Consider the following 12,537-nt stretch of genomic DNA (forward strand, 5'->3'; position numbering starts at 1 on the left):
GGCGGAATATCCATTTTGGCTGGAAAATATCTTTTCTTGCTCAAAGTAGAGATTCGCCTATGATCCCGAAGCGAGTCGCGCGAGGGGAGCATGGCGGGCAGCCGGACAGCCGAGGTCTACGAGGCGCTGAAGGAAGAGCTTCTGAACGGCGACCACGCGCCGGGATCGAAGCTCGCCATCGAGGCGCTGGCGCTGCGCTTTGGCGTCTCGCCTGGCGCGGTGCGTGAATCGCTGTCGCGCCTGACCTCGGATCGCCTGGTCGAAGCCCTGCCGCAGCGGGGCTTTCTGGTGGCGCCCATCTCGCAGGACGACCTGACAGACCTGACCGAGGTCCGCATCGACATCGAGACCCGCTGCCTGCGCCGGTCTATCGAACGCGGGACGCTGGAATGGGAAGCGCGGCTTCTGTCCACCTGGCACCAGGTGTCGCATGTGGGCGACTCGCCGCAGGGCAGGGCGCATCCCGACTGGCCGCGCCTGCATGCGCAATTGCACGACGACCTTGTCGCCGCCTGCGGCAGCCCCTGGTGGCTTCGCCTGCGCGAGGTTCTCTACATGCAGGCCGAACGCTACCGGCGGCTGATCCTGCCGCGCGCCCAGGCGGCCCGCGATATTAATGCAGAACACCGCGCCATTGTCGAACGCACGCTGGCGCGCGACGCCGATGCTGCCGTGGCCGCCCTGGCGGACCACATGCAACGCACCGCCCAGGATCTGCTTGAAGCCGGTCCGCGTGGATTTGAACGGAGGATGCCGCGGGGGGCGGCAATGGGGAAGGGAATCACAGATGGCGCAAAAGGATGAAGGCAACTCCCGCAGCGAGGCGTCGGGAACGCAGTGCATCCACCGCTCTTTCGCGGTGGTGCGGATGCTCGCTTCGGGCGCGTCCGAAGGCGAGAAACTGGTAGACATCGCCGCGCGGCTCAACCTGTCGCATCCGACGGCACACCGCATCCTGAAGGCGCTGGAATCGGAAGGCATCGTCGAACGCGCCCGCGGTTCGCGGCGCTACCAGATCGGCGCCGAGGCGGCTTGGCTGGGGCTGGCGGCCTACAGCCGGTTTCCCATCACCCGGCTGGCTACGCCTACGCTTGACCGGCTGGTCGAGGCCATCGGCGATTCCGTCTTTCTGGCCGTGCCGTCGCACAACGATTCCGTCTATGCCGACCGTCGCTTCGGCGCCTATCCGGTCCAGGCCCGCCGCGTCGCCATCGGCGCGCGCCGGCCGCTTGGCGTCTCGGTCGCGGGCCGGGCGATGCTGGGCTTCATGAAGGACGAACGGGTCGAAGCGGTGCTGCGCGACAATGCCGACCGCTACGGCGACTGGCGCTGCAGCGAACAGCAGATCCTGTCCGGGGCCGAAGAAGTCCGCAAACAGGGCTTCCTGTGTTCCGACAGCCTGGTGAACGCCGAACGCCGCGTCCTTGCGGTGCCGGTTCGCGATGTCGTGGGCCAGCCCGTCGCTGCGCTGTCCATCATCGCGGCACGTCCCCGTCTGGGGGGCGAACGGATGTCGCGCCTTGTGCCTCTGTTGCGCGACGCCGCGCGCGAGATCAGCGCGGCTGTCCACCGGCAGACGATGGTCGCCTGACCGCCTTCGGCGGTGTCTCCCGTTCGGTCCCCCCGCTTTCCGCGATATGAACAAATCCCCCGCCGTGCGTTGCCCGCCGGGCCGCGCGGCGCAAGGGTCCGGCCGGAAACCGCGCAAGACCGGCCGGCGGCGGCACGATCCGCCCGGCCCAGGAGGAGACCGCATGAAACTTCCCGCCCCCGTCCTGAACCCGCCTTTCAACATAACCCGCGCCAGCCACGTCGTGCTGACCGTGCAGGATATTGATGCCTCGAAGGCGTTCTACACCGATCTCGTCGGGCTCATCACCACGGCCGAGGACAGTCAGACCGTCTGGATGCGCGGCCGCGAGGAGGCTTGCCACCACAGCCTCGTTCTGCGCAAGGGCACTACGCCGGACTGCCAGCGCATCGGCCTTCGCGTTCAGACCGACGACGACATCCTGAAAGCGAAGGACTATTTCGACAGCATCGGCACGGCGGCCGAGATCGTCGAGGTCGAACACCAGGGCAAAACCCTGCACGTCACCGATGCCATCGGCATGCCGGTCGAACTGACCGCCTCGATGCCGGTGCAGCCGCGTCTGTTCATGTCCTATGACCGCTACCACGGCGCCTCGGCACAGCGGCTCGACCACTGGCAGATCCAGGCCCAGGACGTGCGCCGCGCCCATGACTTCTGGCACCCGCTGGGGTTCCGCGCCTCGGAATACACCTATTCCATCGACGATGGCGTCGAAAACCTCTGGGGCGTCTGGCTGCAGCGCAAGGGTAACCCGCATGACCTGGTGTTCACCAACGGCCCGGGACCGCGCCTGCACCACTTTGCCTACTTGCTGCGCGACGCCCATGACCTTGTCCATGCCTGCGACGTGGCGGGCGCCATGGGCCTTGGCCAAAGGCTGGAACGCGGGCCGGGTCGGCACGGCATCTCGGGCGCGATGTTCATCTACTTCCGCGACCCCGATGGCCACCGGATCGAGATGTTCAACACCCATTATCAGTGCATCGACTTGGAAGACCCTATCGGCTGGGACCTGAAGGATCCCCGACGCGCCGACCAGTGGGGCCTGCCGGCTCAGGCGAAATGGTTCAACGAGGCGACGACCTTTGCCGGCACCCCGCCCTCGCCGCCCTCGCTTTCCTCGCCGCTGCCGACGCTGGAACGCTTCCTGGGTCTTGCATGACGACAGAAGAAAAGGCCCCCGGCTTGCATCGGGGGCCTCCTCAAGCAGGGGTGACCGACCTTAGCCCTTCTTCATGTGGGCATGGATCGAGTTGGTCTTCCACGATCCATCGGGATCGGCCTCGTCGACATAGAAGGTGATCCCGAGGCCCCGTCTATTGCTGATCGCTGCGAAATGCTGAACCACGATGTCGTAGGTCGCGCCGAAGAACGACTTGCGCACGTCCAGCGGTCGGCCCGCGCCGATGCGGCAAATGACGTTTACAAACGCATGTTCGGGATTTCCGTCGGCGATCACATACTGATGCACCGGCCAGGCTCGGATGCGCACACCGCCGGTCGGAAACACCTCGGGCGCGCTTCGGAACTGCGCCGCGATCTTCTGCAACAGCTCGCCGATGCGCCCCTCGGCTTCCAGGTTGTCGGAATACTCGACAATGCAATGCGGCACGGACGTCCTCTCCGGTGGCAATGGACCTTGGTGTCCTGCATCCTCCGGTCGACCCAAGGGCGGCAAGACGAACCGACGCGCCTGTTCACGATGTGGATTGCCGCACCGCGACATCGGCTCCGGATCGCAGATTTCCTCATCGTGAACATTTCCGCGCCCGCCGCTTGCCGGCCCCGTAGGACACCCGGAAAACCGGGGCAGACCGGGGGCCAACCCCCTGAAAGCCTGTGGAGCCTGCGATGCATAGGGTCACCTCCCGCGACCATAGCCACGACCATGGCGAGACCAGACTTGTGGCGCAGGTCTTCACCCCAGATACAGGCGGCCCCCGCCCCGGCCTCCTCGTGGTTCACGGCGCGCGCGGGCTGGACCCCTTCATCCTGTCGCGCGCCCAAGTCCTCGCCGAAGCCGGCTACACCGTCCTTGCCGCCGATCTGTGGGGCGGGCGGCAGCTTCTGTCCGATCCGGCCGAGATCGGCGCCCACCTGAGCGCCTTCGCCGGGGATCGGGCGCTGTGGATCGGGCGGCTCGCCGCCGCCCGCGCTGCCCTGGCCGGCCTGCCCGAATGCACCGGCCGCATCGGTGCGCTCGGTTACTGCTTCGGCGGCACATCCGTGCTTGAAATGCTGCGCGCCGGGCTGGACCTGGCCGGGGTCGTCAGCTTCCACGCCGGGCTCGACATGGCGGCCGATGACTGGTCGGGCGCCAGGGGAGGCAAGGCGCTGCTCTGCACCGGCGCGGAGGACCCGCTTGCTGCGCCCGACCAGCTTGCCCGCGTCACCGCCGCCATGACCGGCGCCGGCGTCGACTGGCAGGCTCACGTCTATGGCGGCGTCCTGCACGGCTTCACCGAACCCGATGGCCCAGGCCGCCCGCCCTTTGCACGCCACGACGCCCGCGCCGACCGCCGGTCCTGGGCCGCCATGATGGACTTCTTCGCCGAAACCCTCGCCCCCGAAACCACCGCGTGAGCCGGAGCACAGAATGGACCTTGGAATCACCGGCCGCCGCGCCCTCGTCTGCGCCTCTTCTCAGGGTCTCGGCCTGGCCTGCGCCACGGCACTGGCACGCGAAGGCGTCGCGGTCTGGCTGAACGGGCGCGACGCCGCCAAACTCGACCGCGCCGCCGAGATGCTGCGCGCCGACCTGCCCGGCGTGGCCATCTCGACCCTGCCCGCCGATCTGACCACGCCAGAGGGCCGAGCCGCGATCCTGGACGCCCTGCCCGAAGTGGACATCCTGGTCACAAACAACGCCGGCCCGCCCCCCGGCGCGCTTGAGGACTGGGACGAGGCCGCGCTGCTGTCGGCCGTGGGTGCCAACATGGTTCCCGCCGTGCAACTGATCCGCGCCTATGTTCCCGGCATGCGGTCCCGTCGCTTTGGTCGCATCGTCAACATCACCTCGGCCATGGTGAAGGCGCCGCATTACATGATGGGCTTGTCCACCTCGGCCCGCGCCGGTCTGACCGCCATTTCCAAGGCGATCAGCCGCGAGGTCGTGGCGGACAACGTCACCATCAACAACCTGCTGCCCGAACGTATCGACACGCCGCGGCAGGAGTTCATGGCCCAACGCCGAATGAAGCAGGAGGGCATCAGCCGCGAAGAGGCGCGCGCCCGCGCCGCCGCCACCATCGCCGCGAAACGCTTTGGCCGGCCCGAGGAATTCGGCGCCGCCTGCGCCTTCCTCTGTTCGGACCTTGCCGGGTTCATCTCGGGCCAGAATCTGCAACTCGACGGCGGAAGCTACGAGGGCCTGGTCTGATGCGCCGGCTGGATCCCGCCTCGGACGAGGCGCAGGCGCTTCTGGCCTTCGAGTCCCAGCGCCGCCGCGCGCTGATCGCCGCCGACAGGGCCGCGCTGGACCAGCTGCTGCATGACGATCTGATCCATGTGCATTCCTCGGGCCTCGTCCATGGCAAGGCAGACTTCATCGCCCATGTCGGCCGGATGGGGGGCTTCATCGCCATCGAGCGCGGCGCGCTGGACCTGCGCCTGGGCCAGGACACGGCCCTAATCGCCGGCCCGACCCGCAACACGGTGCGCCGTCTCGAGTCCGGCGAGACCGCCGTGCTCGACGGCTACGGCTCGGTGCTGGTCACCTGGGCCGCCGGTCGCTGGCAGGTGCTGCTGTCGCAGCTGACCATTTTCCGAACGGGCTGACAGAAAGGAAAGCATATGAAACTCCTGCGCTTCACCGAAGCCGGCCGAACCCGCATCGGCCGGCTTTCCGGCGATACCGTCATCGACCTGTCCGAGGTGGCGGGCGTCGGTGCCTCGATGCGCCAGCTGATCGCCGACCTGGCGGTGCTGCGCCCCGCCCTGGAGGCCGCCACCGGACCTGCCTTCGCGCTCTCCTCGGTCCGGATCGAGGCGCCCCTGCCCGATGCGCGCAAGTTCCTGGGCATCGGCATGAACTATGCCAAGCACGCCGAAGAGGCCCGGCAGGCCGGCATCCCGATTCCCACGTCGCAGCTCTGGTTCAACAAGCAGGTCACCTGCATCACCGGCCCCAACGACCCCGTGGTGAAATGGGCTGTCGCCGAGGCGGTCGATTACGAGATCGAGCTTGGCGTGGTGATCGGGCAGCGCTGCCGAAATGTTCCGGCGGCCAAGGCGCGGGAGGTCGTGGCCGGCTACATGGTGGTCAACGATGTCTCGGCCCGCGACTGGCTGAAACGCTCGCCCACCTTCACCCTGGGCAAGAGCTTCGACAGCTTCGGTCCCTCCGGCCCATGGATCACCACCGACGACGAGGTGGCCGACCCGCTCGACCTGCCCATGAAGCTCTGGGTCAACGGCGAGCTGCGCCAGGACCATCCGACCAACGACATGATCTACGACATCTGGGCGCAGATCGAATACCTGAGCCAGGTGATGACGCTGGAACCAGGCGACATCCTGGCCACGGGCACACCCTCGGGCATCGGTGCACCGACCGGGCGCTTCCTGAAGCCCGGCGATGTGGTGCGGGCTGAAATCGCGGGCCTCGGCGCCCTGGAAAACCCCGTCATCGCCGAAGCCTGACCCCGCCTTTCCGAAACGTGAAGGGGCGGCCGCAGGGCCGCCCCTTTGTCTTGGCATCGTCCTGTCCGCGCGTCACGACACCAGGTGGGGCAGCCACAGCGCAAGGCCGGGGAAGGCAAGGATCAACGCCACCCGGACGAAATCGCCCGCGATATAGGGCAGCACCCCGCGGAAGATCTGCAACACCGGCACGTTGGGCAGCATCGCCCGCAGGATGAACACGTTCAGCCCGACCGGCGGCGTGATCATAGAAATCTCCACCACCACCACCGTCACGATCGCCCACCAGATCAGATCATAGCCCAGGCCCGCGATGATCGGCGCGATGATCGGCACCGTCAGGAAGATCATGGCAAAGCCGTCCATCAGGCAGCCGAGCACCAGGTAGAAAGCCACGAACACAAGCACGACCATGAAGGGCGACAGGTTCAAGGACGAGATGTAGTCGACCGTTGCCCCCGACACGCCGGAAAGGTTGATGAACTGGTTCAGTACCAGGGCTCCCGCCGCCACCACGAAGATCATCGTCGAGATACGCGCGGTCTCCAGCAGGCTGCCCTTGAACACCTCCCAGGTCAGCTTGCCGCGCAGGACAAGGAACAGGAAGGCTCCGCCCGCGCCGATGCCGCCGGCCTCGGTCGCGGTGAACCAGCCACGCACCAGGCCCGCCATGATCACCAGGAACAGCACCACCACGCCCCAGACCGCCGACAACGATTGGAACCGGTCTGCAAGCGAATGACGCTCGCCCACGGGAGCCCAGTCCGGACGCAGCCACGCGACCATGGCCATGACGCCGATATAGACCAGAACCTGCATCAGGCCGGGTATGACGCCGGCCACGAACAGCTCGCCAATGCTTTGCTCGGTCAGCAGGCCATAGACGATCAGCGCGCCCGAGGGCGGGATCAGGATACCCATCGTGCCGCCCGCTGCCACCGATCCGGCGGCAAAGCCGGCATCATAGTTCGCCTTCTTCATCTCGGGAATGGCAATGCGCGCCATGGTCGCCGCTGCCGCCGCGGAAGAGGCGCACATGGCCGCGAAGCCGCCGCAGGCGACGATCGTCGCCATTCCCACCCCGCCGGGCAGATGCCCCATCCAGCGGCGCGCGGCCTCGAACAGGTCGGCCGCCATGCCGGCCCGCACGATGAACACCCCCATCAGGATGAACAGCGGCAGGACCGAGAACTGGTAGTTGAAGGCCAGGCTCATCACCTGCTGCTCTGCCACCGCCAGCGCAGCCGGCAACCCGCGCGGGTGCAAAAGCGCAATCCCGCCCGCGCCCGTGAACAGCATCGCCAGCCCCAGGGGCACGCGCGTCAGGGTGATCAGCGCAAGAAGCGCCGCAAAGACAAGTGCACTGATCATCATTCTACCTTGTTGTCAGCATGAGATGCGCGCGCCAGGCGCTCGGCCTCCGTCGCCGGCGCCAGCAGGATCCAGAGCGCGAACCAGACGGCGATCACGCAAAAGCCCCCGGCAACAAGCACCCAGGGCCCGACGGGCATCTGGAAATAGACGGATTCTGTGCCGAACCGCATCAGCCGCGCCGCTTGGTCCAGAACCATCCAGGCAAGCACGGCCATCGCCAATGTCTCCAGCAGCACGGTCAGCGCATGTTCGACTCGCTTCATCGGCGCACTGTAGAAATCCGTCAGCAATCCCACGCGAATATGGGCATCGGCCTTCACGACCAGCGGCAACGACGAAAAGAAGAACAGCATCAACGCGTGAGACACCATCTCGCTGCCGCCCGGAAGCGGATGGGCGAGCGGCCGGCCGATGCTGTCGAGGAAGGCGACGCTCGCCATCACGACAACAGAGGCGCCGGAAACAACCCTGCAGACCAGTTCCAGCCCGTGATTGAGTTTGCGGATCATCGGAATTCCCTTGAAGGCCGGATTGCGGCGAAGCCCCGCCCGTCACCGGGCGGGGCACCTGCCATCGGCCGTTCGGCCCTATTGCTGCACCGCCAGTTCGCGGTCCAGCACCGACTTGTAGAAGGCGATCACCTCGTCGGGATCGGCCAGGCCCTTTTCCTGCGCCGCTGCCTTCCACTGGTCGACGACGCCGGCAAAAAGCGCGTCCAGCTTGGCCTGCTGGTCCCCGGTCAGTTCCGTCATCGGCAACTTGGCCACGATCTCGGCCACCTCTGCCTCACCGGCATCCTGCGATTCGCCAAGCCGTGCCGAAAGCCCTTCGGCCGCGCGCAGCACCGCAGCCTGCTGGTCGGCGTCCAGGGCGTCCCAGCGTTCCTGCGAGATCACGACGGAATGTGACAGTGACCCCAGGCCGCCGGGGACCTTCGTGTAGCTGGTCGCCTTGTCGAGGATGCGTGCGCCAGCGGCCGAGGCCGGGGTGATGATGACGGCATCGACCGTGCCCTTGCTCACATATTCGAAGAGTTCGGGGAACTCCGAATTCACCGGCACCGCGCCGATCAGGCCGGCCACCTGGGTCAGGCGGCCAGGTGGCGACCACAGCTTCACCCCGGCAAAGCCGTCCACAGACTCGATCGGCTTACCGTTGACCACCAGCACCTGGCGCCCCGGCAGCGCGCGCACTGCCAGCACCTTCACGCCTTTGAACTCGTCCAGTGGCAGGAAGTACTTGTTATAGGTCTCCCAAAGGGCGATCGACGCCGCGCGCGAGCTGGGCGACATGCCCGGCAGGTCCGACAGCTGGTTCAGCGCCACCAGTTGCCGCACCGTGCCCGACGAGATCAGCGCCATGTCCGCCACGCCGTCGCGCACCATCTCGTACTGGCGGTCCGAGGGCGCCAGGCTGGTGTCCGGGATGGTCACGTCGATGGTGCCGCCCGATTCCTTCTCGATGGCCTCGGCGAACTCCACGACGCCGATCTGGTGCAGGTCGTCATGCGGCGGCAGGAAGCTGGAAAAGATCAGCTCTGTCTGCGCGAACAGAGCCGACGGGGCCAGTGCAAGGATAGACGTGGCCAGAAGCCGGCCAAGATGGGTCATGTGGTCCTCCCTCAGATAACGGGTCCGGCTTTGGCCGGTTCCTGCAGCCATGGTGCGGCGTCGCTGCGGTCGCGCCAACCCTGCGGGCGGATTCCTTTCACAATGCGGAACACCCGTCTGCTGCTGGACATGTGCCCTGCAAGCAAACCGGCCGGCCCCTTGCAGGGCCGGCCGGGCGGTTCGGCACAGGCGGCGGTTACAGCCCGAAGAAGGCCTCGGCATTGCCGTGGAAGATCTTCGCCTTCGCCGTGTCAGAGATGTCCAGCGCCTCGACCGTCGGCACGCCATCGAAGAACCAGTCCTTGCGGATGGGATAAGAAGCTCCATACAGGATGTTGTCCTCACCCAGCACCTCGACCGCGCATTCCAGCTGCTTCTTGCCCCATTGCGGCGGGCCAGAGATGTCGAAGAACAGGTTGTTCTTCAGCTTGTCGCGCAGGTTGGAATTGGCCGTGTCGAAGCGGTCCACTGCGTCGCCATAGGCGTGGCGCGGCTTCGGTACCAGCATGTCGACAAAGGCGAAGAAGCCGCCGCCCAGCATCGAGTGGCTTAGCCGCAGATGGGGGAAACGGTCGAACAGCCCCGAGAACAGTTCGCGCCCGACAGCGGTGCCCTGCGCGATGCAGCGCCCGTACTGCCGGCGCTGGTTGTTGAAGCTCAGGATGGAGTCGTAGTCCACCGGCAGCGGGGTGTGGTGCACGACAACAGGGATCTTCCGGTCGTTGATGAATTCGAAGTATGGGAAGAATGCCTCGTCATCCAGGTAGATGTCGCCGTATTTGCAGGCCATCTGCACGCCCTTGAAACCCAACTGGTCGATGCAGCGCTCAACCTCGGCAATCATGTTGGCGTCGCCCCAGGGCGGGCAGACCGCCAGCGCCGTGAACCGGCCCTTGCCGCGCGCGACATAGTCGGCGAGCCCGTCGTTGATGCGCTTCGAGGCGTCAAGATCCAGCCATTCCTGCCAGACCGGGATGCGGAACACGGCATGGTCGATCCCCGCCCGGTCCATGTCCTCCAACTGGCTGTCGATGGAATACTGACCCTCGGCGTAGTTGATGTTCACATAGCCTTTCGGCTCTTCGATGATGATCTGGCGAAGGTTCTTTCCCTCGATCGGCACCATCTTGACGTGAATGTTGTTCTGCCGCGGGATGCAGCGCATCATCTTCTCGCGAAGGGATTCATCGGTGAAAAGCGTGTCGGGCAGCCAATGCATGTTGGCGTCGATTACGCGGGTTCCGTTCTTGGTCGTCATGGTCTGGGGTTCCTGTTCTCTTGCGGTCAGCGGATGTCGGCCTTGGCCGCCACGCGCTTCATGGTTTCCTCGGTGAAGACTTCCTTCACCGGCGCTTTGCTGCCTGCGTCGTCCGGGCGCTTCATGCCCGCCTTGCGGTGGTATTCCATGAACAAGGCTTCGACCTCGGCGCGCGGGATGACATCGTCGATGTTGTCAAATGGCTTGCCGCCCGACCGTTCCTCGACCATGCGGCGAATGACTTCGGGACCCTCGCCGCGGTTGGCGATCACCAGCCGGTTCACGAACTCGCGCCGCTCGGCCTCATAGGCCGCAAGCGCCGCCACCGGATCGGCGATCTCGGCCAGCTTTTCGGCCACCACCCGGGCATCCACCAGCGCCTGGCACACGCCATTGCCGCCGCGCGGATACATGGCATGGGCGGCGTCTCCCACCAGCGTGACGCGGCCAAAGGACCAGCGGTCCAGCGGGTCGTTGTCGATCAGCGGGTAGATATAGACCTCGCGGGCGTTGCGGATCATCGCGCTGACATCCAGGTACGGCAGCTTCACCTCGTCGAAGACATGGGCAATCTCGTCGGGCGCGATGCGGACGTTCCAGTCTTCCAGACCCTTGGGCTTGCCCGACTGCTCGCAGACCCAGTTGATCAGCTGGTTGCCCTTGCCGTCGACGTTGTCGGCGATGGGATAGACGATCAGGCTGCCCTGGCGGATCGGGTCGCCGATGTGCAGGATCATGCCGCCGTTGCCGTAGGGCGGCATCACCGTCACCCCCCGCCACATCGCCACGCCGGAATAATGGGTCCGCGCGGCCTCGGGGTGCAACTGGCGCTTCACCGCCGAATGGATGCCGTCCACACCGATTACCACGTCGGCCCGCACCCGCTCGGGCACGCCCTCGGCGGGCTCGAAGAACAGATCCACGCCCGTGTCATCCTGCTCGAACCGCTTCAGCCTGGCGCCGAAGGTCAGGCAGTCCGGTCCAAGCCGCTCTTTCACCGCGTCCAGCAGCATGAACTGGAACGTGCCGCGGTGGACAAAGCGTTGCTCATGGTCATAGCCCATGTGCATGCCGCATTTCTCGGCAAATATCTCCTGCCCATGACCGGTCAGGAAGATCGAATCCTTCGCCTCGACCGAGATCTTGCGGAACGCGTCCAAGAGCCCCAGCTCGGTCACTTCCTTCGTGCCATAGACCTTGATGTCGATTCCCACGCCCAGGGGCTTCAGGTCAGGCACGGCTTCATAGATCTTAGGGCGGAACCCCTTCTGGTGCAGCCTCAGCGCGGTGGCCAGGCCGGCCGGACCCGCGCCGACGATGGCGATATCAAGCATGTCTCAGGTCTCCTTGATCGGATGGCGCGCCGGCAAGCGGCGTCCGGGTGTCAGTCGACGAGGGTGCCAGAAGCACAGCCCTGCCTCCGGCCCTCTGCCTGACGCCACCCTGCGCTGCGCGCGTCGGCGATGCGATAGCCAAGGCCGGCTTTGTTCATATTGCGGAAGCACGGTCGCGTGGTTCGGGGTCCGGTGTGAAGGCGGCACCGGAAAAAGAAAATCGCCGCCGGCGATGTGTCGCCGGCGACGAAAGGGCCCCATGTCCGGGCCTCGGGAGACGCTTTGACTCAGGCCGCCGCAGCCAGCGCCGCAGCCCCCGCGACAAGGAACAGGCCCGCGCTTGAAAACAGGGTGATGTTGGCATCCAGGCGGCCGACGCCGGGAATGGCAAAGGCCGGAACCGGGTTCACGCGGTCCACGATGCCAATGTCCAGGTTGAACTTGCCCCGCGCCCAGACCGCGGTCCAGAACCCGCCATAGATGCAGGCCGCCAGGATCGTGGGCAGCCACAGGTGCCAGTCGGCGCTGTCCGCCGTCCAGATCAGCACCAGCGAGACCACGCCGATGTAGACGTAGGACATCACCTGCCAGACGCAGTGAAACCGGCCATGAGGCGTCCAGGACGGATTGTACCAGTGCGTCTCGTTTGAATCGAACTTGAAGGGTATGGCGCTGTATCCCAGCGTCGCAAGTGTCAGCAGGATCTTTGCTGCCAGAAACATTTGG

General features: G+C 66.0%; 14 protein-coding genes. 7 read left to right on the plus strand and 7 right to left on the minus strand.

Features of this window, described 5'->3' with window-relative positions; genetic code table 11:
- Positions 1 to 90: 90 nt before the first annotated feature.
- From JO391_RS17935 to hpaD, 3 genes are all read left to right on the plus strand, one after another.
- Positions 91 to 804, plus strand: coding sequence for a GntR family transcriptional regulator (locus tag JO391_RS17935; protein ID WP_220661791.1), 714 nt, complete (start codon positions 91 to 93; stop codon positions 802 to 804).
- Entirely contained in the window at positions 788 to 1,591 is an 804-nt protein-coding gene (locus JO391_RS17940) for an IclR family transcriptional regulator (RefSeq protein WP_220661792.1), read from the plus strand. Before JO391_RS17935 ends, JO391_RS17940 begins: the two co-directional genes overlap by 17 nt.
- 163 nt (positions 1,592 to 1,754) lie before the next feature.
- Positions 1,755 to 2,756, plus strand: a complete 1,002-nt coding sequence (gene hpaD / locus JO391_RS17945) for a 3,4-dihydroxyphenylacetate 2,3-dioxygenase (RefSeq protein ID WP_220661793.1) — start codon at positions 1,755 to 1,757, stop codon at positions 2,754 to 2,756.
- A gap of 60 nt (positions 2,757 to 2,816) precedes the next feature.
- Here the strand turns inward: hpaD and JO391_RS17950 are convergent, their stop codons facing one another.
- Positions 2,817 to 3,206, minus strand: coding sequence for a 5-carboxymethyl-2-hydroxymuconate Delta-isomerase (locus JO391_RS17950; protein ID WP_220661794.1), 390 nt, complete (start codon positions 3,204 to 3,206; stop codon positions 2,817 to 2,819).
- A 239-nt stretch (positions 3,207 to 3,445) separates the two neighbouring features.
- Between JO391_RS17950 and JO391_RS17955 the strand changes: the two genes are divergently transcribed.
- The 4 genes from JO391_RS17955 to JO391_RS17970 are packed head-to-tail and all read left to right on the plus strand — an operon-like array spanning position 3,446 to position 6,235.
- Complete coding sequence (locus JO391_RS17955; RefSeq protein WP_220661795.1) at positions 3,446 to 4,177, plus strand: dienelactone hydrolase family protein; 732 nt, start codon at positions 3,446 to 3,448, stop codon at positions 4,175 to 4,177.
- Between the two features lie 13 nt (positions 4,178 to 4,190).
- The gene (locus JO391_RS17960) at positions 4,191 to 4,973 is read left to right on the plus strand and encodes an SDR family oxidoreductase (RefSeq protein WP_220661796.1); all 783 of its coding nucleotides are present in this window, start codon (positions 4,191 to 4,193) and stop codon (positions 4,971 to 4,973) included.
- Positions 4,973 to 5,371 (plus strand): nuclear transport factor 2 family protein, encoded by a 399-nt coding sequence (locus JO391_RS17965; RefSeq protein WP_220661797.1) that lies wholly within the window; start codon positions 4,973 to 4,975, stop codon positions 5,369 to 5,371. Before JO391_RS17960 ends, JO391_RS17965 begins: the two co-directional genes overlap by 1 nt.
- Positions 5,372 to 5,386: 15 nt before the next feature.
- On the plus strand, positions 5,387 to 6,235 hold the full coding sequence (locus JO391_RS17970) for a fumarylacetoacetate hydrolase family protein (RefSeq protein ID WP_220661798.1): 849 nt from the start codon (positions 5,387 to 5,389) through the stop codon (positions 6,233 to 6,235).
- 72 nt (positions 6,236 to 6,307) lie between these two features.
- Here the strand turns inward: JO391_RS17970 and JO391_RS17975 are convergent, their stop codons facing one another.
- The 6 genes from JO391_RS17975 to JO391_RS18000 all read right to left on the minus strand — a co-directional run bounded on the left by JO391_RS17975 (position 6,308) and on the right by JO391_RS18000 (position 12,533).
- Entirely contained in the window at positions 6,308 to 7,609 is a 1,302-nt protein-coding gene (locus tag JO391_RS17975; protein WP_220661799.1) for a TRAP transporter large permease, read from the minus strand.
- Positions 7,606 to 8,118 carry a TRAP transporter small permease gene (locus JO391_RS17980; RefSeq protein ID WP_220661800.1) on the minus strand — a complete coding sequence of 171 codons (513 nt, stop codon included), beginning with the start codon at positions 8,116 to 8,118 and terminating at the stop codon, positions 7,606 to 7,608. The genes JO391_RS17975 and JO391_RS17980 overlap by 4 nt, the downstream gene beginning before the upstream one ends.
- Positions 8,119 to 8,196: 78 nt before the next feature.
- A complete protein-coding gene (gene dctP / locus JO391_RS17985; protein ID WP_220661801.1) occupies positions 8,197 to 9,219 on the minus strand; it encodes a TRAP transporter substrate-binding protein DctP in 1,023 nt (340 codons plus the stop codon).
- 196 nt (positions 9,220 to 9,415) lie between these two features.
- Positions 9,416 to 10,477, minus strand: coding sequence for an amidohydrolase family protein (locus JO391_RS17990; RefSeq protein WP_220661802.1), 1,062 nt, complete (start codon positions 10,475 to 10,477; stop codon positions 9,416 to 9,418).
- 26 nt (positions 10,478 to 10,503) lie between these two features.
- Positions 10,504 to 11,811 carry an FAD-dependent monooxygenase gene (locus JO391_RS17995; RefSeq protein ID WP_220661803.1) on the minus strand — a complete coding sequence of 436 codons (1,308 nt, stop codon included), beginning with the start codon at positions 11,809 to 11,811 and terminating at the stop codon, positions 10,504 to 10,506.
- A 287-nt stretch (positions 11,812 to 12,098) separates the two neighbouring features.
- A complete protein-coding gene (locus JO391_RS18000) occupies positions 12,099 to 12,533 on the minus strand; it encodes a hypothetical protein (RefSeq protein ID WP_220661804.1) in 435 nt (144 codons plus the stop codon).
- Positions 12,534 to 12,537: the final 4 nt, after the last annotated feature.

This window comes from Neotabrizicola shimadae (genome assembly GCF_019623905.1).
Classification (GTDB): Bacteria; Pseudomonadota; Alphaproteobacteria; order Rhodobacterales; family Rhodobacteraceae; genus Neotabrizicola; species Neotabrizicola shimadae.